The following is a 22010-nucleotide window of genomic DNA, read 5'->3' on the forward strand; positions in this document are numbered from 1 at the left end:
ATTTTTAATTAAAGAAGGCATCCGTATGGAATTTCGGGAAATCGTCACATTTTTACAGGCAGCCAAACTTCAGAGTTTTTCAAAAGCCGCCAGGCAGCTGGGATACTCTCAGGCAGCTGTCACCATTCAGATCAAGCAGCTGGAACAGGAGCTGGGAGTCCATCTCTTTGACCGCATTGGAAAGCAGACCACCCTGACCCATCAGGGACAGGTTTTCTATGAATACGCCTCTGCCATCATGCGGGATCTGGCTCAGGCCAAAGACGCTATGGCAAATCCCACGGAGCTCACCGGGCAGCTGTGCCTTGGAACCATTGAATCCATCTGCAGCTCCATTTTCCCGGATCTTCTGACCGAATACCACAGACTGCACCCAAAAGTAAACGTAAATATTATCACAGACTCCCCGGACCGCCTGTTAGAGCAGATGAATGCCAATGTAATTGACATTGTCTATTTTCTGGATAAACGGATCTACGATCCCAAATGGGAAAAGGTCATGGAGCAGCCGGAGCAGATCCTCTTTGCCGCCTCTGCAGACCACCCCTTAAGTGCAAAAAAAGGAGAGCTTTCCTTAGATGAAATTCTCTCCTACCCCTTTGTCCTTACAGAAAAAAATGCCAGCTACCGGTTCATACTGGACCAGTATCTGGCATCTGAATACAAACGGCTGCATCCCTTTCTGGAAACAGGAAACACAGACTTTATCCTTAAATTTTTACAGCAGAATCAGGGAATCTCCTTTCTCCCGGAATTTACCATCCGGCAGGCGGTAAAGGAAGGCCGCCTCTGCATCCTTACTGCCAGGGACTTTCACATCCAGATCTGGCGCCAGATCGTCTATCACCGGGATAAATGGGTCACCCGGGAAATGGCGGAATTTTTAAGGCTTGCAAAAGAAATGGCTACTTTGCGTTAATATACGCAACCAGTCCGCCTGCCTGTATGATATCCTGCATAAAGGGCGGGAAAGACTGGCCTTTATAGACCTCGCCTCTGGTGATATTGGTGATCACGCCACTGTCAAAATCCACCTCTACCTTATCTCCTGCACTGATGGCCTTTGCCGCCTGAGGACACTCGATAATGGGCAGGCCGATATTGATGGAATTGCGGTAAAAAATCCTGGCAAAGGTCTCTGCGATCACACAGCTGACCCCGGCACATTTGATGGCCAGGGGTGCGTGCTCCCTGGATGATCCGCAGCCAAAGTTCTTCTCTGCCACAATAATATCCCCCGGCTGCACCTTATTTACAAATTCACGGTCAATATCCTCCATACAGTGCTTCGCCAGCTCCTCGCCCTTTGTGGCATTTAAGTAACGAGCCGGAATAATTACATCCGTATCTACATTATCGCCGTATTTAAAAACATGTCCGCATACTTTCATGGTAATCTCCCTTCTTTTTTAGGACTGTAAAACCAGATCGTCCCGGCAGCCTTACATCACTGCTTCGGGAGCCGTAATCTTTCCTGCCACGGCGCTGGCTGCGGCTACCGCCGGGCTTGCCAGATATACTTCTGAATCCACATGGCCCATACGGCCAACGAAATTGCGGTTTGTAGTGGAAATACATCTTTCACCGGCCGCCAGAATGCCCATATAACCGCCCAGGCAGGGGCCGCAGGTGGGAGTGCTTACCACTGCCCCAGCCTCAATAAATATTTCAAGCAGCCCTTCTCTCATGGCCTGCAGATAGATGGCCTGCGTCGCAGGGATCACAATACAGCGCACACCCTTTGCAACCTTCTTTCCCTTTAAGATCTCAGCTGCCGCCCGGATATCATCAATCCGTCCATTGGTACAGGAGCCGATTACTGCCTGATCGATCTTCACCTCGCCTACCTGATCGATGGTTCTGGTATTGGAGGGAAGGTGGGGAAATGATACCGTTGGCTTTAACCGGGATAGATCGATCACATAGGTCTCATCATACTCCGCATCCTCATCCGCCTCATATACCGTAAATTCCCGTTTGGAATGCTCCTTCATATACTGGAGAGCAGTCTCATCCACAGGGAAAATACCGTTCTTTCCACCGGCCTCAATGGCCATATTGCAGATGGTAAAGCGGTCATCCATGGACAGATTCTTAATGCCCTCTCCCGTAAATTCCATGGAGCGGTACAGGGCACCGTCCACACCGATCATGCCGATGATATGTAAGATCACATCCTTGCCTGATACCCATTTGGAGGGCTTTCCAACCAGCTCAAAGCGGATGGCAGAAGGCACCTTAAACCAAGCCTTTCCCGTTACCATTCCTGCCGCCATATCCGTGCTCCCCACTCCCGTAGAAAAAGCTCCCAACGCTCCGTAGGTGCAGGTATGGGAGTCCGCTCCAATCACCGCATCACCAGCCACAACCAGACCTTTTTCCGGCAAAAGTGCGTGTTCGATTCCCATATCACCCACATCAAAATAGTTGCTGATCTCATGGCGGCAGGCAAACTCTCTGCAGCATTTGCAGTTTTCTGCTGATTTAATATCCTTGTTCGGAATAAAGTGATCCATTACAAGGGCAATTTTATCTTTATCAAAAACCGTCTGACGGTTCATCTTTTTCATCTCATTGATGGCAACCGGAGAGGTGATGTCATTTCCAAGCACCAAATCCAGCTCCGCTTCGATCAGCTGTCCCGCTTTCACCTCTGCAAGTCCCGCATGAGCGGCTAATATCTTCTGGGTCATGGTCATTCCCATTGCTTCATCCTCCTCACCAGGGGGCTTTTCATTTAGCCCCATCTGTTTTTAATCTGTGCTTTACATTCTATCATATCTGTTGCTATAATAAAAATACATAATATGAATGGTGTATATGAAAAAATGTTATACAGGAGTGTTTACCATGGAACAGAACCTTTCACAGTATAAAATCTTTTACGAGGTAGCCAAAGCAGGAAACATTTCAAAAGCTGCCAAGGAACTCTATATCAGCCAGCCTGCCATCAGCAAAGCCATCAGCAAGCTGGAAGACAGCATCGGTATCCCGCTTTTCACCCGCAGCTCCAGAGGCGTGCAGCTAACAGCAGAAGGGCAGGTCCTTTTTGAATATGCAAAGGAAGCCTTTGAGGCCCTGACCAGAGGAGAACAGGAATTAAAGCGGATCCAGGAGTTTGACATCGGCCATCTCCGCATCGGCGTCAGCAATACCCTTTGTAAATATGTGCTCCTTCCTTATCTGAAGACTTTTATCGACCAGTACCCACACATGAGGATTTCCATTGAAGGCCAGTCTACTGCTCAGACCATCGCCGGCCTGGAACAGCACAAGCTGGATCTGGGCCTGATCGCAGAACCGGCTTCTCACAGGGATCTGACCTTTATTCCCGTTATGGATATTCAGGATACCTTTGTCACTACGCCTTCTTACCTGGAAAATCTCTATCTGCGGGAAGGAAAGGATGCGGATATCTTTGAAACGGGAAATATCATGCTTTTGGATCAGAGCAACATGACCCGGATCCATGTGGATCAATACCTGGAAGAATATTCCATTATTCCCCATCAGGTTCTGGAGGTTACAACTATGGATCTGCTGATCGAATTTGCAAAGATCGGTCTGGGTGTAGCCTGTGTCATACGGGAACTGGTACAAAAGGAGCTTGACAACGGAACTTTAGTGGAAGTTCCTCTGAAAAATGCCATCCATCGAAGAACCATCGGCTTTGCCTACCATTCCAATAATCAGGCCATGGCTTTAAAAACATTTCTGGAATTTCTTTATTAAGCATAACAGCTGCCGGAGAAATGTACGTTTTCCGACAGCTGTATTTTGGGCTATTTGATCACAAATTCCACGGTTCCTGCTGCTTCCGGTGCAATCTCATAGGGTGCAAACACCACTACGGGGTCTCCCGCTTCATTAAGATAAAAATCAGTTTCCTCTGTAATTCCGTCAAAATCGCCTTCCTTTGCATTCCAGAACTTCACTCCTGTTTCCTGCTCTTTCTGCGGGATCTGAACAATGACTGCCTCATTTACAATCCTCTCATACTCTGCTCCCAACACATTCTTCCTCTGTTCCTCCGGTTGCCAGAAAGGCTTCAAAGGCGGGTGAACACTTTAAATTCCAAAAAATCCCAAAAGAGGCCGTCTGTTTGACGGTTCCCTCTTTTGGGATATCTGCTCCGTTTTCTAATTGATGCGTTATTAGTTGTTGATCAGCTTATCTTCTTCATTGTTCCAGCTGTAAAGCTTTCTGATCTCTTCGCCTACCTTCTCAGACGGATGCTCGGAAGCCAGTTTTCTCATTGCCTTAAAGTGTACCTGACGGCCTGCGGGAGACATATCAAGCAGGAAGTCCTTTGCGAAGGTTCCGTCCTGGATATCTGTGAGGATCTTCTTCATAGCCTTCTTTGTATCTTCTGTAATGATCTTCGGTCCAGTGATGTAGTCGCCATACTCTGCCGTATTGGAAATGGAATAGCGCATTCCTGCAAAGCCGGACTGATAGATCAGATCTACGATCAGCTTCATCTCATGGATACACTCAAAATATGCGTTCTTGGGATCATATCCTGCCTCTACCAGAGTTTCAAAGCCTGCCTGCATCAGAGCGCATACGCCGCCGCAGAGGACTGCCTGTTCTCCGAAAAGGTCTGTCTCTGTCTCTGTGCGGAAGGTAGTCTCTAAAAGTCCTGCTCTGGCACCGCCGATGGCAAGGCCGTATGCAAGAGCGCGGTCTAAAGCTTTTCCTGTGTAGTCCTGCTCTACTGCCACCAGACAGGGAGTTCCCTTTCCTGCCTGATACTCACTGCGCACGGTATGACCCGGAGCCTTGGGAGCGATCATGGTAACGTCTACATTCTTAGGCGGCTTAATGCAGCCAAAGTGGATATTAAAGCCGTGGGCAAACATCAGCATAGCGCCGTCCTTTAAGTTTGGCTCAATGTCCTTCTTATACATGTCCGCCTGAAGCTCATCATTGATCAGGATCATGATCACATCTGCCCTTTTTGCAGCCTCTGCCGCTGTATAAACCTCAAAGCCCTGCTCCTGGGCTCTCTTCCAGGAACGGCTTCCCTCATACAGGCCTACGATCACATTGCACCCGGATTCCTTTAAGTTCAGCGCATGGGCATGACCCTGGCTGCCGTAACCGATGATGGCAATGGTCTGTCCATCCAGCATGGATAAATTACAATCTTCCTGATAATAGATCTTTGACATATAAATATCCTCCTTGAGACGTTGTATTTTATGGCAGGTATCGGATATCTTCGCTTCCCCGCTCCAGTCCGGTCAGTCCGGTACGGGCCAGCTCCAGAATCTCGTAATCCTCTAACAGATTGATAAGGGCATCCAGCTTTGACTGGTCTCCTGTCAGCATGACCGTCAGGGAATCCCTTCCCACATCTACGATGGTTGCACGGAAAATATTGGAAATCGCACTGATGGCCTGGCGATCCTGAGCGCTTGCCCTTACCTTAACCATCATCAGTTCTCTGTATACGGAACGATCCGGCTTTAATTCCTTAATGTCTCTTACGTCCTCCAGCTTGTCCAGCTGGTTCTTGATCTGCTCAAGAACCGTCTGGTCTCCCAGAGAAACAACGGTCATCCTGGAATATCTCGGATCTGCAGTGACGCCTACGGTCAGGCTCTCAATGTTGTAGCCCCGGCGGCTGAACAGGCCTGCTACACGGGCCAGAACGCCGGCCGTATTGTCTACCAGAAGCGACAACACGATTCTGTCATCCATCATATCTTATTCCTCCATATCAGCCGGTCATTTCCCATCCCTGCCAGAAGCAGGATTTGTCTGAAAATTCCCTGTGCCATATATTAGTTTTTATCATAGCAACCATTATTTTATTTGTCAAATGTATAATAGGAATGGCAATTATGAACAGAAGTTATAACATTTCACCAAGGAGAATTGCCCTCAGCGCTTCTACCGACTCTGCAATCCGTGCCGCCTCACTCTCTTCCAGTTCCCTGCGGCTTCCGTAACCATAGAGCACGCCAATGCTCTCCAGCCCCTGCTCCCCAGCTCCTATGATGTCATGCTCCCTGTCTCCCACCATCACGATATCTGGCGCCAGACCACGGCCTGTTTCATCCCTTAAAAGACCAAAGCGCTCTCTTACATAAGAAATCACATCACCTTTTCTCACGCGGGTTTCCTCCAGATCAGCACCGCCGATGCCGTCAAAAAATCCAGCCAGCCCAAAATGCTCTAAGATCTGAACTGCAAAGGGCTCCGGCTTGGAGGTCGCCACATACAGCTTCTTTCCCGCATTTTTCAATGCTCCCAAAAGCTCTGGTATTCCCGGATACACCTTATTCTGCGCCCAGCCCTCCCGGCAGAAATACTCACGATACACGGAAATGGCCTCTGTGGCCTTTTCCTGGGAAAAACCGTAAAAATTGATGTAACTATCCCTTAAAGGCGGACCTATAAAGGGACAGAGCATATCCAGATCTGTTTCTTCTATGCCATAATGTGCCAGAGAATACTGGACAGCCTTTGTAATTCCTTCCTTCGGATCGGTCAGAGTGCCATCCAGATCAAATAATATGTACTTTTTTTCTTTCATTAGATTTTTCCATCCTTAAATGCTTTCATCATCTCATGGCCTACGCTGATATAGGGCGGATACTCTATGATCTCCTCCCTTGTAAACCAGCCGGCCTCCGACAGTTCCTCTTCCTGGAGCCGTATGGTATCGTCTCCGTCCAGATCTGCCACAAAGCCGATCATCACCGTATCGGAAAAAGCCCATGGCTGACTCTTATAGTAACGGATATTTTTGACTTTCAGTCCCACCTCTTCCATTACTTCCCGCTTCACACAGTCCTCAAAGGTCTCTCCGATTTCCAGATAGCCTGCGATCAGAGCATAATGACGGTAAGCTCCCCTGGCATACCTGGACATAAGCAGCCGATCCCCATTCCGGATCGCCACGATCACTGCCGGACTGATCTTGGGATATTCTGTATGGCCGCACGCAGAGCATACCATGGAACGCTCTTTCTCTCCCGGAGCCATCTTTCCCCCGCAGCAGCCGCAAAACCTGCGGCTCTCTCTCCAACGGTAAATCTGGCTCCCCGTAATTCCCGCAAAGCCGTCCTCCATGGGTTCAAAGGAGCGGAAGATCTGCAGTCCCTCCATAACAAAGCCGCCAAATTCCGGCATTTGAAACGTATCTGCCAGATAATACCCTTTGGAATCAATAGAAAAGAGGTATGAAACGCTTTCCACAGCATCTTCCTCTCCCTTTAAATCCCTAAAAGCAGGGAGACGGTATCTGTCCCCCTCCTTGATAAGCATTACCTTATTGTATTCATAATGAAGCAGGATATCATCCTCCTGCGGATTTTTTCTCATATAGGCAGGATTAAACCTGCCTTCACCGATTTCCTGTATCATTGGCACTGCTTCCCTTTCTTCTTTAGTTGTGGATCACTATCTTAAGTTTTTTGCCTGTACCGAAGCTCATAACCCCCAAAAGGGATTTTCCATCCACAATACAGCTTCCCAGACAGACATCCACATCCCAGCGGATCTTTTCCGCCTGATTCACAAAGTGCACAATTTCCTCCACATTATTGAAAATAACCTCTCCTGACGTCATAAGCCAACCTCCTGCTTTTGCTTTTTTACTGATACAGGAAGTTTTTCCGCCATTTTCCTATTTATACTGATGCCTTAAAAAAATTTTCTTTAAGTTTACCCTCTTTAGGCTGCTGAAAAAGTAATAATACACCGCAAAGGCTGCTGAGGTTAAAGCCCAGGTCATAGGATAACAAAAGGCAGCTGCAAGAATGGTATTGAAATGCGGCAGTGCAAAAATAATCCAGATCACACGCACCAGACACACGCCTACACCGGTAATAATGAGAGGCATCCAGGCATCACCCACGCCTCTTAAGGTACCGGAAAGGATCTCAATGGTGATATAGGTAATAAAGGTGGGAACCATAAAACGGATCAGGCTCTGGCTGATGAGCTGTACCTGAGGATCCGAGGTAAAAAGCTCAATAAACAGGTATCCCCAGAAATACAGCGCTGTCGAGACAATGGCCGTAAGCACCACGCCGATCACCATACAGGCGCCTGCTCCCTTTCTCACCCGGTCCATCCGCCTTGCTCCGTAGTTCTGTCCAACAAAGGTAGTAACGGATATTCCCAGAGCATTGATCATCATCCAGTACAGGCCGTCCACCTTTCCGTAGGTTGCCCAGGCAGTCACATTGTCTGTTCCCAGATTATTTACACCGGCCTGGATAATAATGTTGGAAATGTTATACATTACAGACTGCATTCCCGCCGGAATACCGATGCGTATGATCCTCTGCAGCATCCGGCTGTCAATACGGATTTTTCTCCACTCCACCTTATACATATCCTGTGTGCGGGTCAGGCAGAGAATTACCAGGATCGCTGAAAAAAGCTGGGAAGAAATGGTTGCCAGAGCAGCACCGGCCACTCCCATCCGGAGCACTGCCACCAAAACCACATCCAGGATAATGTTTACAAAACAGCTTCCGATGAGGAAATACAGCGGCCGTCTGGAATCTCCCACTGCACGGAGAATGCCGGCTCCCATATTGTACAGAAGATTAGGAACCATCCCCAGAAAATAGATCCTGATATAGGTTACTGCATGATCCATTACGTCCTCAGGTGTATGCATGGCTGTAAGAGCCCATCTGGCCCCCACAAGTCCTACTGCCATAAAAAGAACGCCTCCTATGACCGAAAAAGCAACTGAGGTATGTACGGCCCAGTGGACCTTGTCGGCCTTTTTTGCACCGTAATACTGCGAGATGACCACAGTAGCGCCGCTGGACAGCCCCACAAAGAAGCCCACCATCAGATTGATCAGCGTACTGGTGGTTCCTCCTACTGCCGCCAGAGCCTGTTTTCCCACAAAGCGGCCTACTACCACAGCATCTGCCGTATTATAAAGCTGCTGAAAAAAGGTTCCGAATAAAATAGGGAAGAAAAACAGCAGCAGCTGTCCGAAAATACTTCCCTCTGTAATTCCATTTGCTTTTGTCTTTTGGACTTTTTGCTCCGCACTCATTTGTTTATCTCCTCGTTGACGGGTACTTTATCTCTTTATCTGCTTACTTCTCAGCAGCTCCGTCTCCTGCTACCTCTGCAATTGACTTTACAAGACCTGCAATTCCCTGGATTTCAGAAGGAATGATGATCTTGGTGGCTCTGCCGTTGGCAGCCGCCGCAAAGGCCTCCAGACTCTTAAGCTGCAACACGGTCTGATCGGCTCCCGCTTCCCGGATGTAGCGGATTCCTTCTGCCGTAGCCTTCTGTACGGTACGGATAGCCTCCGCCTGTCCCTGAGCCTCCTTAATCTTCTTTTCCTTCTCTGCTTCTGCCCGAAGGATGGCCGCCTCTTTTTCAGCCTCCGCATTTAAAACGGCAGACTCCTTATTTCCCTCTGCTACCAGGATCATGGACTTCTTCTCGCCCTCTGCCTTTAAGATAGCCTCGCGGCGCTCACGTTCTGCCTTCATCTGCTTCTCCATGGCCTCCTGAATGGCTGCCGGGGGAATGATGTTCTTAAGCTCCACACGGGTAACCTTGATACCCCAGGGATCCGTCGCCAGATCCAGGGATTCCTGCATCTTGGCATTGATGGTTTCTCTGGAAGTCAGTGTTTCATCTAACTCCAGATCGCCGATAATATTTCTCAAAGTAGTAGCTGTCAGGTTCTCAATAGCAAGGATCGGACGCTCCACACCATATGCATACATTTTCGGATCGGTAATGTAGAAGAATACCACTGTATCGATCTGCATGGTAACATTGTCCTTTGTGATCACCGGCTGCGGCGGGAAGTCCTCCACCTGCTCTTTCAAGTTTACCTTCTTTGCCACCCGGTCAATAAAGGGGATCAGAAAATGGACGCCCACTCCGTAGGTTCCCAGATAACCGCCCAGACGTTCCACTACCAGGGCCTGTGCCTGAGGAACAATGCGGATACAGGATGAAAGAATCACCAGAATTACAACTGCAACAATAATAAACGCCATAAAACCTCCTATCATACCTAACATAAAATCCCTCCTTATTCATTTTCCTGTTCTACAAATAGTTTCGCGCCCCGGATCTCCCGGATCACAGCAGCTGTACCGGGCGTAAGGATCCGGTCCTCATGGAGCGAACGTGCCAGCCAGGTTTCTCCGGCTAAGGATACGCTTCCTGTTCCCCGGACGTTGTCGATGGTCTCCTTAACCACCACTTTTCTGCCAATGAGCCCGTCTGTGTTGGTCCGTGTCTCCTTCGGCTTTAGGATTCCTGCCGCCAGAGGCCGCACCAGAAGGAGCAGCGCAAAGGAAACGGCTGCAAACAAAGCCAGCTGCAGCTTCACGCTGCCTCCCAGAACCTGAACCAAAAGCCCCGCAAGCGCTCCCCCTGCAAACCAGATACAGGTAAGGGAAACGGTAAGCGCCTCTGCCGCTGTAAGCACGATAAATGCCGCAATCCAAAATAAGGTCATCTGCTTTTCCTCCTTTCTGCAGCCGTGCCGGAAAGCTGTCTGTACACTCCGCACGGATATGATTCCCCATTATAGCCGGCTGTACCCGCTTTTGAGGAAAGATATCTTTATTGTATCATATTTACTGTCATATTCAAATAACGGAATGAAAAAATTGACAAATCGTAAGAGAATCGTTAGAATACAGACAGACTCTCCGGTTTGGGCTTTAAAGGCCGGCCGGTTATTGATAAGGAGATTTATATTTTATGAAACGCATCCTGCTTCTTGGCACTGGAGGCACCATTGCCTGCAAACGTACGTCCCATGGGTTAATGCCCCTTCTTTCCTCAGAAGAAATCCTTTCCTTTGTCCCGGACAGCCGGACGTTCTGCAGCATTGATTCGATCCAGGTATTAAATATTGACAGCACTAACATACAGCCCTCCCACTGGCTTACCATTGAAAAGGCCATTGAGGAACATTACAAAGATTATGACGGCTTTGTGATCACCCACGGTACAGACACCATGGCTTACACGGCCGCTGCCCTTTCCTATCTGATCCGCAATTCTGCAAAGCCCATTGTGATCACCGGAGCCCAAAAGCCTATCGATATGGAAAACACAGACGCCAGAACCAATCTTGCGGACAGCCTTCGCTTCGCCTCTCACCCAAACGCACATGGGGTCAATATCGTATTCGACGGCAAGGTGATCGCAGGCACCCGCGGAAAAAAGGAGCGCACCAAGAGCTACAACGCCTTTTCCAGTATCAATTTTCCCTATATTGCCACGATCCAGGAGGAGCATATCCTTTTTTATCTGGATGACAAGGAGCTTTTAAAAGAGCCGGTGCAGTTTTTTTGCCATTTAAATCCCAATGTGGGGCTTTTAAAGCTGATTCCTTCCATGGACGCCTCCCTTCTTGACTATATGGCAGAACACTATGACGCTGTTATCATTGAATCCTTCGGCGTAGGCGGCCTTCCCTCCTATGACGGAGGAGATTACCATCGGGCCGTGGGACGCTGGACCAGCCTGGGAAAAACGGTAATCATGACCACACAGGTCACAAATGAGGGCAGCAATATGTCCGTATATGAGGTAGGCAAAAATATCAAGCAGGAATTCGGCCTGCTGGAAGCCTATGACATGACTCTGGAGGCAGCAGTGACAAAGACCATGTGGATTCTGGGACAAACAAAGGATCCAAAGGAAATCCGGCGCCTGTTTTATCAGACCGTCAACCGGGATATCCTCTGGAAATCGATATAAGGGAGGGGAACAGGAGTATGAATCAGCAGAAACGTCCTTTTTATTCCGGATTGATCCACGGCATCCCTATCGGCCTCGGTTATCTGGCTGTATCCTTTACCTTCGGCATCATGGCGGTAAGCTCCGGCCTCTCTGTTTTCCAGTCTGTGCTTATCTCCCTTACCAATCTTACAAGCGCCGGCCAGTTTGCCGGCCTTGGCATCATAACCGCCGGCTCCTCTTATCTGGAAATGGCCGCGGTGCAGCTTGTGATCAACCTGCGCTACTGCCTTATGTCCTGCTCCCTTTCCCAGAAGCTGGATCATAAGATGCCTTTATTCCATCGTTTTCTCATGGCCTATGGGGTGACGGATGAAATTTTCGGCGTGTCGGTCTGTCATCCTGGAACCTTAAGCCCCTTTTACAGCTACGGGCTGATGAGCGCCGCTGTGCCGGGCTGGACTTTAGGAACGCTTTTAGGCGCGCTCTCCGGCAGTCTGCTTCCGGAACGGCTTTTAAATGCCCTGGGCGTGGCCCTCTATGGAATGTTTCTGGCGATCATCGTACCTCCGGCAAGAGAAAACAGGATCCTTCGGGCTGTGGTCCTGCTCTCCATGACAGCCAGCTTTGTATTTACCCTGATCCCGGTATTAAATACCATTTCATCCGGATTTAAGATCATCCTTTTGACCTTTGTTATCGCCGGAGGAGCCGCCCTGATCTGCCCTGTAAAGGAGGAAGCTTAAATGAATCGGAATATTTATGTCTATATAGCAGTAATGGCAGCAGTGACCTATCTGATCCGACTGCTGCCGCTCACACTGATACGAAAAGAAATCAAAAATACCTTTCTTCGTTCTTTTTTATATTATGTTCCCTATGTGACGCTCTCCGTCATGACCTTTCCGGCCATCCTCTATGCCACCCGCTCTGCGGCAGGCGGAGCCGCAGCTCTGGCCGTGGCCGTCCTGCTGGCCTGGAAGGGAAAAAGTCTTTTTCATGTATCCCTTGCAGCCTGCACAGCTGTATTTTTACTGGAATTTTTTATCTGAACTTCTTAAATCCCGTCTTTTGCCCAGCCATAGGAACAGCGTACCGCCTTCTGCCAGCCCTTAAGCATCCTGCACCGGACTTCCTCTTCAATCTTTGGGAAGAAGCTGCGATCCGCTTTCCATCCTCTGGCGATCTCTTCCTTATTTTTCCAGAATCCCACTGCAAGACCTGCCAGATAGGCAGCTCCCATGGCGGTTGTTTCCACACAGGCCGGGCGGTCTACCTGGACGCCGGTTAAATCTGCCTGAGTCTGCAGCAGATAGTTGTTGGCGCTGGCCCCTCCGTCTGCCTTCAGCCGTTTCACCTCCTGTCCCAGATCCATCTTCATGGCTTCCAGCACATCATTGGTCTGGTAACAGAGGGAATCCAGAGTCGCGCGGATAATATGATACCGATTCACCCCGCGGGTAAGGCCCAGAATGGCGCCTCTGGCATAGGCATCCCAATGCGGTGCTCCCAGACCCGTAAAAGCCGGCACCACATAACAGCCATTGGTATCCTTTACCTTTTCGGCCATATATTCTGAATCTGCCGCTGATCCGATCAGCCTCAGCTCATCCCTCAGCCACTGGATCGCTGCTCCAGCAGCAAAAATAGACCCCTCCAACGCATAGGTTACATTTCCCTCCAGCCCCCACGCGATCGTTGTCACAAGGCCGCTCTTTGAAAATACCGGCCGGTCTCCTGTATTCATAAGGAGAAAGCAGCCTGTGCCGTATGTATTTTTCGCATCGCCCGGCTCAAAACAGGTCTGGCCGAAAAGAGCGGCCTGCTGATCTCCCGCCGCGCCTCCTATCGGAATCGGATCTCCAAAAAACTGCCGGCCTGTCATGCCGTAAATACAGCTGGAGGGCTTTGGCTTTGGGAGCATCTGTTCCGGTATGTCAAAAAGCTCCAGGATTTCTTTATCCCAGGTAAGCGTATTGATATTAAACAGCATGGTCCTGGAAGCGTTGGAGTAATCGGTCACATGAACGGCTCCCTTTGTAAGCTTCCAGATAAGCCAGGTTTCCACGGTTCCAAAAAGCAGTTCTCCCCGCCCGGCCCTCTCTCTGGCTCCGGGCACATGATCCAGGATCCATTTCAGCTTGGTAGCAGAGAAATAGGCATCAATGACCAGACCGGTCTTTTGGCGTATCAGTTCTGTCAGTCCCTTTGCCTTTAATTCGTCGCAATAAGCCGCAGTCCGACGGCACTGCCACACGATTGCCGGACCAATGGGCTCTCCGGTAGCCTTATCCCATACAATGGCTGTCTCCCTCTGGTTGGTGATGCCAATAGCAGCAATATCGCCAGCCGAGGCGCCAATCTTTGACATAGCTTCCACTGCCACTCCCAGCTGAGTCGACCAGATTTCATTGGCGTCATGCTCCACCCAGCCGGGTTTTGGAAAATACTGGGTAAATTCCTTCTGAGCAAGGCTGCAGACCTCCCCGTTCTGATCAAACAGGATACAGCGGCTGCTGGTAGTCCCCGCATCCAGAGCCATGATATATTTCCCCATACATATGCTCCCTTCTCTAAGACAACAAAAATTCGCTGAGTACGAAATTGCTCACATCCATGCCCCATTCTGTAAGTGACAGCCATACTCCTTCTTTTTTCAGCAGACCATTGGCCATAAGCCGTTCGATCACCGCTCCATAGACCGTTTCCATTTTCACTCCGAACAGTCTTACGAAATCCATTTCCGATACCCCTCTCGTCATCCGAAGGCCCAGAAACATAAATTCTTCCATACGGGCCTCTCTTGAAAGCTGCTCCACCGGCCCAGCCAGTTCTCTCAGACCTTCCCCACAGTCATGCTCCAGATCCAGGGCCAGATAACGCCTCAGATCCTTTTCATTGGAAAAGCGGCAGCCGTCCATATAAGAAGATGCCCCCAGGCCCAGTCCCAGATAGGACACCTCTGTCCAGTAGCCTATATTGTGGCGGCATTCCTTTCCAGGCTTTGCATAGTTTGAAATCTCATAGCGCTGATAGCCCATCTCTCCCAGAAAATCCCTTGTAAGATGGTAAATCCTGTTTTCCGTATCTTCATCCGGAAGAGGAAGGACATTTTCTCTCCGGCAGCCGCCCATTCCCGGCCCATACTGTTCCCAGAAGGGCGTTCCCTGCTCTATGATCAGGCTGTATGCGGAAATATGCTCCGGTTTGAGCATCGTTACCTTTTTTAAGGTATTTTTCCACGATTCAAGCGTCTGGCCAGGGATCCCGCTCATAAGATCCACGCTTATATTGGTAAAGCCAGACATTCTTGCGCTCTGATAGCTCTTTAAAAACTCCTCAAAAGAATGAACCCGGCCCAGGTTTTTAAGCTCCTGATTATCTGCCGACTGAAGGCCGATGCTTACGCGGTTGATGCCACAGTCATGGTACACAGGAAGCTTGTTGTATAAAAGAGTACCCGGATTGGCCTCGATCGTAATCTCCGCATCCGGCTCCAATGTAAAGTTTTCCTTTACGGCCTCCATGATCCGCCGGATCAGTTCCGGTTCCATAACCGTAGGGGTACCGCCGCCGATAAAAACCGTGGATACCGTAAGCTCACTGCAGAAGGCTCCTCTGGCCCGGATTTCTCTTACCAGCTGATCCACATAAGCCTCATGGTCTGCAGCCAGAGCCCGAAAGGAGAGAAAATCGCAGTAAAAACACTTTTTCACGCAAAACGGGATATGGATATACAGCTCAATGGTATTTTTATTTGCATTTATCATAGGGTGACTGTCTCGCTTTTTCTCTTACTCTTCATCCAGCTTCAGAACGCTCATAAACGCCTTCTGCGGAATCTCTACATTTCCGATCTGGCGCATCCGCTTTTTGCCTTCCTTCTGCTTTTCAAGAAGCTTTCTCTTTCGTGAAATATCGCCGCCGTAGCACTTTGCAAGCACGTCCTTACGGACTGCCTTTACCGTCTCTCTGGCAATTATCTTTCCACCGATGGCTGCCTGAATGGGGATTTCAAACAAGTGGCGCGGAATCTCCTCTTTTAATTTTTCGCACATCCTGCGTCCCTTTTCATAGGCCGAGGCAGAATGTACAATAAAGGAAAGAGCGTCCACTTCCTCTCTGTTTACCAGAATATCCAGCTTCACAAGCTCAGACCGTTCATAGCCCTTTAACTCATAATCAAAGGAGGCATATCCTCTGGACCGCGACTTTAAGGCATCGAAGAAGTCATAGATGATCTCATTTAAGGGAAGCTCGTATTTTAAAAGGGCACGGGTGGTTTCAATGTATTCCATTCCCAGATATACGCCCCGGCGCTCCTGGCACAAAGTCATAATGGAGCCCACATATTCGGTCGTTACCATGATCTCCGCGCTTACAATAGGCTCCTCCATGTATTCAATTTCACTGGGATCCGGCAGATTGGATGGATTGGTAAGCTCGATCATCTCACCATTCGTCTTATATACCCGGTATACTACGCCCGGAGCCGTTGTCACAAGATCCAGGTTATATTCCCTCTCTAAGCGCTCCTGAATGATTTCCAGATGAAGCAGGCCTAAAAAACCGCAGCGGAAGCCAAAGCCAAGAGCCACAGAGGTCTCCGGTTCATAGAAAAGCGAAGCATCATTTAACTGAAGCTTTTCAAGGGCGTCTCTTAAGTCATTGTATTTGGCACCGTCTGCAGGATAAAGTCCGCAGTAAACCATAGGCGTTACCTTTTTATAGCCCGGAAGGGGGCTTTCACAGGGACGGACGGCATCTGTAACCGTATCGCCCACACGGGTATCGCGGACATTTTTGATACTGGCGGTAATATAGCCTACCATTCCCGCGCTGAGCTCGTCGCAGGTAATAAACTGGCCTGCGCCGAAGTATCCGACCTCTACTACCTCTTCCTCTGCCCCCGTGGCCATCATCCGCACACGGGTTCCCTTCTTTACCGTGCCTTCCATCACACGGCAGAAAATAATTACACCTTTGTAAGAATCATAAATAGAATCAAAGATCAGCGCCTGAAGGGGAGCATCGGGATCTCCCTTGGGAGACGGGATCTTGTGCACAATGGCCTCCAGAACATCTTCGATATTCAGTCCTGTTTTCGCGGAAATACGGGGCGCATCGTGAGCCTCCAGACCAATCACATCCTCTATCTCCGCCTCCACATGATCCGGGTCGGCGCTTGGAAGATCGATTTTATTGATAACCGGAAATACGTCCAGATCATGATCCAGAGCCAGATAGACATTTGCCAGCGTCTGAGCCTCAATGCCCTGGGACGCATCCACTACCAGGATGGCTCCGTCGCAGGCTGCCAGACTGCGGGAAACCTCATAATTAAAGTCTACATGTCCGGGAGTGTCGATCAGGTTAAAAATATATTCCTCCCCGTCCTTTGCCTTATATACGGTACGCACTGCCTGAGATTTGATGGTAATGCCTCTCTCCCGCTCCAGGTCCATGTTGTCCAGGATCTGCTCCTGCATCTCTCTGCTTGTTAAAAGCCCTGTTTTTTCAATAATACGGTCAGCCAGGGTGGACTTGCCGTGATCAATATGGGCGATGATACAAAAATTTCGTATTTTACTCTGGTCAATCGTTGCCATTCTTTATCCTCGTCTTCTTTCAAATTAAAATATATCTGCCATTATACCTTTTTTTCACTCCCCTTGCAACACCATATCCAAAAGTTGTGCCAGGGGCTCCATGGCGTTTTTTACCTCTTCAAATGTATTCGTCTGAGCCCCCGCTTCAATAAGAGCAGACTTAGGCCGCAGGTGGAGATTATAGCGCAGTCCCTTTAAATAGATCTTTCTGGCAAATCCTGGAAAATACGCCTGTGCTCCCAGCTGCATTTTCAGGCTGAATGCAAGGTTTTCTGCCAGATAAGGATTGGAAAGATAGGCAATTTTTCCCTCCGGCGTACGGCTGAGGCCGTTAAAAAACATGATCTGCGCCGTGGGCTTTCCATTGATGTCGGAAACCATGTGGAGATTTTCCGAAACGCCATCCCTGTGAAGATCCAGAACTACCTGAATGGAAGGATTCTGCTGCAGGATACGGTTTACGCCTTCCAGTGCATAATTATAGGCCTTACTCCGATCCAGAACGCCACTTTGCAGATCATAAACCGACGTGTCATGGTAAACCCGGTAGCCCTTCTGCGTCAAAAGTTCTGCCAGATAATCTCCCACTTCCACAATGGTCCGCCCCTGAGGGCCGGAATCCTTAAAGGCCTCCTGAGAATGGGTATGGTAAATAAGGATCTGCGGCCCTTCCCCTTCTTTATCTAATGTCACATCATGGCTTAAAAGTGCCGGACCGTTAAACAGATCGCGGCCTGCTGTGGTAGAGGTATGTACGCTGTAAAAATGCTTCATGAGAAAGTCAAAATCCTCCAGCTGCTGAAGCTGATAAAGTGTTCCTGTTACCGGCAGAGGAAGGCTTCCTGCCAGGGAAAGGGCAGAGCCTGAAACACTGGCTGCGGTTTCCTCTAACGCTTCCCCGAAGCTTTCTGCGGGGCTTTCCTCTAAGCCGTGAGCCATGCTCCCCTGCGAGGCCTTTTTTCTTTCTTCATGCTGCTTCTCCCCTGTTGTTTCATCTCCGTACCGGTCAAGATACTGGTGCTCCCTGTAAAATAAACGTGCCTGCATATGATTCCTGAAAACAGGGTCTGCATCTTCCCAGGCGATCTTTACAGCCTGATCCGTATTACTGCCGTCCTGCTCCGTTATGTTCCTGGAATTTTTCCCCGTCATCTCATAAGGCGCAGCCTGATGCCACAGAAGCGCTGCCAGTTCTTCCCCGGCCATCCGAACCTGCTGCTCCCAGGGAACCGCCGTAAGGACGGCTCTGCTGTTTTTTATCATATAGACGGCTCCCCATACGGTTCCCGCAGCCGCAAGGCCCATGAGACATATCCTCACCGGCCCTCTCCTTCCATTCCTTTTCATCCCCATACCCGGTCCCGCCTGTCCTTTTTACACCTTGCCAAAGTGCTGTATCCTATGGTATGCCAAAACAAAGGAAAAAATGACAGCATCTGCCGCCGGAATCACAGCTCAAACACAGCCCGGTGAATACCTTCCGAAATGGTAAAACTTAGCTGCTGAACAGACTGGTCAATATCCGGCGGCGTCACATACATAGGCCCAAATTCCGGCTCCAGAAGCTCCCGGATCAGTTCATACTGCCCCTCTGTGTCCATCTGGCGTATCCACGATCCTGTGCCTTTTGCGCATTCATTTTCCTCCAAAACCGCAAGAAGGGCTGAAATCGTATCCTGCACAATGGCAGCCGCCCCCACCACCGTCGGCACTCCAATAGCGATCACCGGTACTCCCAGGCTCTCTTTTGTGAGACTGTGACGATGATTGCCTACTCCGGAACCCGGATGGATTCCCGTATCTGTAAGCTGTATGGTTGTGCACAGGCGGCGGACGCTGCGTGCTGCCAATGCGTCAATGGCAATCACCAGATCAGGTGATGTCTCTCCTATGATCCCATGCAGAATCTGAGCCGTTTCCATCCCCGTCTGGGCCATAACGCCTGGAGCAATGGCGCAAAGGCATGGATAGGGCTGTTTCTTCTCTGTCCTGTCCGCAAGAAGATGGCCGGTCACTCTGAGATTTCCCACGGTTCGGGGTCCTAAAGAATCCGGGGTTACGGATTGGTTTCCAAGGCCGACCACCAGCAGGGACGGATTTTCCTTTTTCTCCCATCCTGCCCGTTTCATCAGCTCATTCAACTGCATGGCCAGTTCATCCACCACTCTGCTGTGACAATCCTCATCCGGCGTCTGCAGCTCATCTGCTTCCAGCGTTAGATACGTTCCTTCCGGCTTTCCCATCGCTCTGGCTCCCTGAGCATTCAGTATCTTCACTTCTGTCATTCTGACCGCACCTTCTTTTCTGGTTCTTTCCTTTAATACAACCCCTGGGATCTCACCCCCATCACCTTCAAAACTTTCTTTATCTTCCAGAGCCAGATCTGTGCGTATCTGAAAGGAAAATGTGGCTGCAGCCTGCTTATTTTCGGAACTTCCCATTCCTGTGCCTCCTGTCTTTTTCTTCGATCCATTTGAATTTCCACATTTTGCAGTATTTCCAAAGGCCATCCACCCTCAGCTGCGGGTACGGCGCAAAAAGAGAAACTGCGATCCATCTTATTTTCCACTCATTTCAAAAAAATATTCCCTAAAACTTCAAAAAAACACCAAATTCCGCTTGACATTCCCAAAATCATTCGCTAAAATGTAATAGTATGTTTACATTGAACTGTCCGTGTCCAGGCTTTGATGGAAAACACAACGATTAAGAAGAGAAAACCGAACGGAGGTGTATTTCATTGGCTAACATTAAATCTGCAAAGAAGAGAATCTTAGTAAACGAGACTAAGGCTGCAAGAAACAAGGCAATCAGATCCAAGGTTAAGACTGCGATCAAGAAGGTAGAGGCTACTGTTGCTGCTGGAGATAAGGTTGCTGCTCAGACTGCATTACAGGCTGCTATCACAGAGATCGACAAGGCCTGCACTAAGGGCGTATATCACAAGAACAATGCTGCCCGCAAGGTGTCCCGCGTGACCAAGGCTGTTAACACTCTGGCTTAATTTTATAGAGATATTTAAAATCCCTCCGGATTAACCCACCGGAGGGATTTTTTTGCTTACAGCTTCCTTTCATCATAACGTGCTCTTTCTCCGCCGATAAACTTAGGGCGTGTTCTGGCACAAACTACATGGGCGCCTCCAATTTCTCTGTTTAAAATCCGCACTGGAACTGCCACATCCTTTAAATGCATCCCGATCAGGGTATCTCCGATATCGATTCCCGCATGAGCTCGGATATGCTCCACTGCCGCCGGATGCTCCAGGGTATGATAAGCCGCCGTAGCAAAGGAGCCTCCTGCTTTTAGCTGAGGAACCACATTGACAGGCTCATATCCGTATTTTAACGCGGCCTCCTCCTCTAATATAAGCGCCCGGTTTAAATGCTCACAGCACTGGGCGGCCAGATAAATGCCCGCAGGTTTTAGCTCCTCATAAAGAGCTTCATAAACCGCCTGTCCGATTTCTCCGCTGGAATGAGAGCCAATCTTAAAGCTCCCGATTTCACTGGAGGAACAGCCCACAACCAGAATCTGCCCCTGCTTCAGATCTGCCTTTTCCATAAGCTCCCTCAAAACATCTTTTGTCTGTTTTCTAATCGCATCTAACTGAAGTTCTTCCATTCCATTTTCCTCCTTTAATACGTTTTTGCAATCAAAAGTTCTACTGCCAGACGGTCTGTCAGGCGGCCTGTCTTTACGCTTTCCTCTGCATCCACACAAAGATTTACATAGGAAAGGATCTGTTCCCTTGAAAATGTCTTTGCCTGCAGCATGATTTTTCCTGCCACAAAGGGCTGAAGCTTCATCCTGGAAGCAATGGTACTCTTATCCATGCCCTGCCCCATCAGCTCCTTCACCTGCAGGATCTGGTTAAACTGCCTTGCGATCAGAAATAAAATCCGCATAGGCGGCTCCTTTAAGGTAAGCAGATCCTCATAAAGATCCATAGCCTTTCGCGTCTGACGGTTGGCAATAGCCGTAATCATGTCAAAAATCTTGTTGCTCACCTGAGTGGTACAGATAGCCTCCACATCCTCCTCAGTGATCACATCACGGCCCAGGGTATAGCTGATCAGCTTTTCCAGCTCTGAGCTGATATTTTCCATATCATCCCCTGTTTTGCTTAAAAAAAACTCCATGGTGCGCCCGGTGATCTTTTTCCCATTTTTTGACAGGATGCCGGCAGCCCAACGGCCAAGCTGCGACGCATCCTGACGGCCAAGCTCCGCTGTATAACCGTATTTTTTCACGGCTTTAAAAAGCTTGCTGCGCTTATCCACCTCTGTTTCCACAAACACAAGACAGGTGGTATCGGGAATATGCTCCATATAAGCGCTCATTTCCTCTCCTCCTGCTCCGCCCTTAAACCAGCCGCTGTCCTCTATTAGCACCAGCCTGCGCTCTGCAAAAAAAGGCATGGTATCTGCAATGCCGATAATCTCATTTATATCCATTCCCTTTCCCTCGTAATGGTTAAAGTTCATGGTATCTCCAGCTGTCACTGCATCCTTTAAACGGTTCTTATAGCTCATTTTCAAAAATGCCTCTTCACCAAACAGAAGGTAGGCCTTTTTAAATGAACCGTCCTTTATATCCTGGTTTAATATCTGCATACGCTGTCTGTCACTCCCTGCCCTGGCGTTTTGCTCTATTATACCATGTCTTCCCCCTCTTGACAAATAGACTGTA

The 22010-nt window shown here is 49.2% G+C and carries 24 protein-coding genes; 6 read left to right on the forward strand and 18 right to left on the reverse strand.

Annotation, left to right across the window (positions count from 1 at the left end; translation table 11 throughout):
• Positions 1-25 precede the first annotated feature (25 nt).
• Positions 26-919, forward strand: coding sequence for a LysR family transcriptional regulator (locus ACZM6M_RS13150; RefSeq protein ID WP_066543939.1), 894 nt, complete (start codon positions 26-28; stop codon positions 917-919).
• On the opposite strand, the gene leuD is transcribed toward ACZM6M_RS13150, so the two are convergent.
• Both leuD and leuC read right to left on the reverse strand, forming a co-directional pair.
• Positions 906-1391 (reverse strand): 3-isopropylmalate dehydratase small subunit, encoded by a 486-nt coding sequence (leuD, locus tag ACZM6M_RS13155; RefSeq protein WP_066543937.1) that lies wholly within the window; start codon positions 1389-1391, stop codon positions 906-908. The genes ACZM6M_RS13150 and leuD overlap by 14 nt on opposite strands.
• Positions 1392-1442: 51 nt before the next feature.
• Positions 1443-2705, reverse strand: coding sequence for a 3-isopropylmalate dehydratase large subunit (gene leuC, locus ACZM6M_RS13160; protein WP_317438708.1), 1263 nt, complete (start codon positions 2703-2705; stop codon positions 1443-1445).
• Between the two features lie 145 nt (positions 2706-2850).
• Between leuC and ACZM6M_RS13165 the strand changes: the two genes are divergently transcribed.
• Positions 2851-3732, forward strand: a complete 882-nt coding sequence (locus tag ACZM6M_RS13165; protein ID WP_317438700.1) for a LysR family transcriptional regulator — start codon at positions 2851-2853, stop codon at positions 3730-3732.
• 50 nt (positions 3733-3782) lie between these two features.
• Here ACZM6M_RS13165 and ACZM6M_RS13170 read toward each other — a convergent pair whose 3' ends face one another.
• The 9 genes from ACZM6M_RS13170 to ACZM6M_RS13210 all read right to left on the reverse strand — a co-directional run bounded on the left by ACZM6M_RS13170 (position 3783) and on the right by ACZM6M_RS13210 (position 10474).
• Positions 3783-4010 carry an RsiV family protein gene (locus tag ACZM6M_RS13170; protein ID WP_489490478.1) on the reverse strand — a complete coding sequence of 76 codons (228 nt, stop codon included), beginning with the start codon at positions 4008-4010 and terminating at the stop codon, positions 3783-3785.
• A gap of 144 nt (positions 4011-4154) precedes the next feature.
• Positions 4155-5174 carry a ketol-acid reductoisomerase gene (gene ilvC, locus ACZM6M_RS13175; protein WP_066543932.1) on the reverse strand — a complete coding sequence of 340 codons (1020 nt, stop codon included), beginning with the start codon at positions 5172-5174 and terminating at the stop codon, positions 4155-4157.
• A gap of 28 nt (positions 5175-5202) precedes the next feature.
• Positions 5203-5706, reverse strand: a complete 504-nt coding sequence (gene ilvN, locus ACZM6M_RS13180) for an acetolactate synthase small subunit (protein WP_066544039.1) — start codon at positions 5704-5706, stop codon at positions 5203-5205.
• 154 nt (positions 5707-5860) lie between these two features.
• Positions 5861-6544, reverse strand: coding sequence for an HAD family hydrolase (locus tag ACZM6M_RS13185; RefSeq protein ID WP_337932635.1), 684 nt, complete (start codon positions 6542-6544; stop codon positions 5861-5863).
• Positions 6544-7377, reverse strand: coding sequence for an NAD(+) diphosphatase (gene nudC, locus ACZM6M_RS13190; RefSeq protein WP_337932632.1), 834 nt, complete (start codon positions 7375-7377; stop codon positions 6544-6546). The genes ACZM6M_RS13185 and nudC overlap by 1 nt, the downstream gene beginning before the upstream one ends.
• 22 nt (positions 7378-7399) lie before the next feature.
• A complete protein-coding gene (locus ACZM6M_RS13195) occupies positions 7400-7582 on the reverse strand; it encodes an HPr family phosphocarrier protein (RefSeq protein ID WP_066543926.1) in 183 nt (60 codons plus the stop codon).
• A gap of 57 nt (positions 7583-7639) precedes the next feature.
• On the reverse strand, positions 7640-9037 hold the full coding sequence (locus ACZM6M_RS13200) for an MATE family efflux transporter (RefSeq protein ID WP_337433656.1): 1398 nt from the start codon (positions 9035-9037) through the stop codon (positions 7640-7642).
• 43 nt (positions 9038-9080) lie between these two features.
• Positions 9081-10031 carry an SPFH domain-containing protein gene (locus ACZM6M_RS13205; protein WP_066543919.1) on the reverse strand — a complete coding sequence of 317 codons (951 nt, stop codon included), beginning with the start codon at positions 10029-10031 and terminating at the stop codon, positions 9081-9083.
• Positions 10032-10042: 11 nt separating this feature from the next.
• Positions 10043-10474: an NfeD family protein gene (locus tag ACZM6M_RS13210; protein ID WP_337932629.1), complete on the reverse strand. Its 432-nt coding sequence runs from the start codon at positions 10472-10474 to the stop codon at positions 10043-10045.
• Between the two features lie 248 nt (positions 10475-10722).
• On the opposite strand from ACZM6M_RS13210, the gene ACZM6M_RS13215 reads away from it, so the two are divergent.
• The 3 genes from ACZM6M_RS13215 to ACZM6M_RS13225 are packed head-to-tail and all read left to right on the forward strand — an operon-like array spanning position 10723 to position 12761.
• On the forward strand, positions 10723-11730 hold the full coding sequence (locus tag ACZM6M_RS13215) for an asparaginase (protein ID WP_337433654.1): 1008 nt from the start codon (positions 10723-10725) through the stop codon (positions 11728-11730).
• Positions 11731-11747: 17 nt separating this feature from the next.
• Positions 11748-12455, forward strand: coding sequence for an AzlC family ABC transporter permease (locus ACZM6M_RS13220; protein WP_337433653.1), 708 nt, complete (start codon positions 11748-11750; stop codon positions 12453-12455).
• Entirely contained in the window at positions 12456-12761 is a 306-nt protein-coding gene (locus ACZM6M_RS13225; protein WP_337433652.1) for an AzlD domain-containing protein, read from the forward strand.
• A gap of 5 nt (positions 12762-12766) precedes the next feature.
• On the opposite strand, the gene glpK is transcribed toward ACZM6M_RS13225, so the two are convergent.
• From glpK to gpr, 5 genes are all read right to left on the reverse strand, one after another.
• The gene (glpK, locus tag ACZM6M_RS13230) at positions 12767-14266 is read right to left on the reverse strand and encodes a glycerol kinase GlpK (RefSeq protein ID WP_337932628.1); all 1500 of its coding nucleotides are present in this window, start codon (positions 14264-14266) and stop codon (positions 12767-12769) included.
• A gap of 16 nt (positions 14267-14282) precedes the next feature.
• Positions 14283-15479 carry a radical SAM family heme chaperone HemW gene (gene hemW / locus ACZM6M_RS13235; protein WP_066543910.1) on the reverse strand — a complete coding sequence of 399 codons (1197 nt, stop codon included), beginning with the start codon at positions 15477-15479 and terminating at the stop codon, positions 14283-14285.
• A 24-nt stretch (positions 15480-15503) separates the two neighbouring features.
• Positions 15504-17318, reverse strand: coding sequence for a translation elongation factor 4 (gene lepA / locus ACZM6M_RS13240; RefSeq protein WP_066543908.1), 1815 nt, complete (start codon positions 17316-17318; stop codon positions 15504-15506).
• A gap of 54 nt (positions 17319-17372) precedes the next feature.
• The gene (locus tag ACZM6M_RS13245) at positions 17373-18671 is read right to left on the reverse strand and encodes a stage II sporulation protein P (RefSeq protein WP_418926503.1); all 1299 of its coding nucleotides are present in this window, start codon (positions 18669-18671) and stop codon (positions 17373-17375) included.
• A 95-nt stretch (positions 18672-18766) separates the two neighbouring features.
• Positions 18767-19759, reverse strand: coding sequence for a GPR endopeptidase (gene gpr, locus ACZM6M_RS13250; protein ID WP_337433651.1), 993 nt, complete (start codon positions 19757-19759; stop codon positions 18767-18769).
• Between the two features lie 299 nt (positions 19760-20058).
• Here gpr and rpsT point away from each other — a divergent pair, with 299 nt between their 5' ends.
• Entirely contained in the window at positions 20059-20322 is a 264-nt protein-coding gene (gene rpsT, locus ACZM6M_RS13255) for a 30S ribosomal protein S20 (RefSeq protein ID WP_337433650.1), read from the forward strand.
• Positions 20323-20378: 56 nt separating this feature from the next.
• On the opposite strand, the gene ACZM6M_RS13260 is transcribed toward rpsT, so the two are convergent.
• Together ACZM6M_RS13260 and holA are read right to left on the reverse strand one after the other, a co-directional pair.
• Entirely contained in the window at positions 20379-20942 is a 564-nt protein-coding gene (locus tag ACZM6M_RS13260; protein ID WP_296038622.1) for a TIGR01440 family protein, read from the reverse strand.
• A 14-nt stretch (positions 20943-20956) separates the two neighbouring features.
• Positions 20957-21934: a DNA polymerase III subunit delta gene (gene holA, locus ACZM6M_RS13265; protein WP_066543897.1), complete on the reverse strand. Its 978-nt coding sequence runs from the start codon at positions 21932-21934 to the stop codon at positions 20957-20959.
• Between the last annotated feature and the right edge of the window lie 76 nt (positions 21935-22010).

The organism is Enterocloster sp., assembly GCF_057861365.1.

What these genes read in the sequence shown, in the direction of transcription:
- ilvC (WP_066543932.1), bottom strand. Translation starts at nt 5,174, where the DNA reads ATGTCAAAGATCTATTATCAGGAAGATTGTAATTTATCCATGCTGGAT.
- ACZM6M_RS13245 (WP_418926503.1), bottom strand. Translation starts at nt 18,671, where the DNA reads ATGGGGATGAAAAGGAATGGAAGGAGAGGGCCGGTGAGGATATGTCTC.
- ACZM6M_RS13150 (WP_066543939.1), top strand. Translation starts at nt 26, where the DNA reads ATGGAATTTCGGGAAATCGTCACATTTTTACAGGCAGCCAAACTTCAG.
- holA (WP_066543897.1), bottom strand. Translation starts at nt 21,934, where the DNA reads ATGCAGATATTAAACCAGGATATAAAGGACGGTTCATTTAAAAAGGCC.
- leuD (WP_066543937.1), bottom strand. Translation starts at nt 1,391, where the DNA reads ATGAAAGTATGCGGACATGTTTTTAAATACGGCGATAATGTAGATACG.
- ACZM6M_RS13185 (WP_337932635.1), bottom strand. Translation starts at nt 6,544, where the DNA reads ATGAAAGAAAAAAAGTACATATTATTTGATCTGGATGGCACTCTGACC.
- ilvN (WP_066544039.1), bottom strand. Translation starts at nt 5,706, where the DNA reads ATGGATGACAGAATCGTGTTGTCGCTTCTGGTAGACAATACGGCCGGC.
- gpr (WP_337433651.1), bottom strand. Translation starts at nt 19,759, where the DNA reads ATGGGAAGTTCCGAAAATAAGCAGGCTGCAGCCACATTTTCCTTTCAG.
- ACZM6M_RS13200 (WP_337433656.1), bottom strand. Translation starts at nt 9,037, where the DNA reads ATGAGTGCGGAGCAAAAAGTCCAAAAGACAAAAGCAAATGGAATTACA.
- leuC (WP_317438708.1), bottom strand. Translation starts at nt 2,705, where the DNA reads ATGGGAATGACCATGACCCAGAAGATATTAGCCGCTCATGCGGGACTT.
- hemW (WP_066543910.1), bottom strand. Translation starts at nt 15,479, where the DNA reads ATGATAAATGCAAATAAAAATACCATTGAGCTGTATATCCATATCCCG.
- lepA (WP_066543908.1), bottom strand. Translation starts at nt 17,318, where the DNA reads ATGGCAACGATTGACCAGAGTAAAATACGAAATTTTTGTATCATCGCC.
- ACZM6M_RS13210 (WP_337932629.1), bottom strand. Translation starts at nt 10,474, where the DNA reads ATGACCTTATTTTGGATTGCGGCATTTATCGTGCTTACAGCGGCAGAG.
- ACZM6M_RS13225 (WP_337433652.1), top strand. Translation starts at nt 12,456, where the DNA reads ATGAATCGGAATATTTATGTCTATATAGCAGTAATGGCAGCAGTGACC.
- nudC (WP_337932632.1), bottom strand. Translation starts at nt 7,377, where the DNA reads ATGATACAGGAAATCGGTGAAGGCAGGTTTAATCCTGCCTATATGAGA.
- ACZM6M_RS13260 (WP_296038622.1), bottom strand. Translation starts at nt 20,942, where the DNA reads ATGGAAGAACTTCAGTTAGATGCGATTAGAAAACAGACAAAAGATGTT.
- ACZM6M_RS13165 (WP_317438700.1), top strand. Translation starts at nt 2,851, where the DNA reads ATGGAACAGAACCTTTCACAGTATAAAATCTTTTACGAGGTAGCCAAA.
- ACZM6M_RS13205 (WP_066543919.1), bottom strand. Translation starts at nt 10,031, where the DNA reads ATGTTAGGTATGATAGGAGGTTTTATGGCGTTTATTATTGTTGCAGTT.
- ACZM6M_RS13215 (WP_337433654.1), top strand. Translation starts at nt 10,723, where the DNA reads ATGAAACGCATCCTGCTTCTTGGCACTGGAGGCACCATTGCCTGCAAA.
- ACZM6M_RS13220 (WP_337433653.1), top strand. Translation starts at nt 11,748, where the DNA reads ATGAATCAGCAGAAACGTCCTTTTTATTCCGGATTGATCCACGGCATC.
- glpK (WP_337932628.1), bottom strand. Translation starts at nt 14,266, where the DNA reads ATGGGGAAATATATCATGGCTCTGGATGCGGGGACTACCAGCAGCCGC.
- ACZM6M_RS13195 (WP_066543926.1), bottom strand. Translation starts at nt 7,582, where the DNA reads ATGACGTCAGGAGAGGTTATTTTCAATAATGTGGAGGAAATTGTGCAC.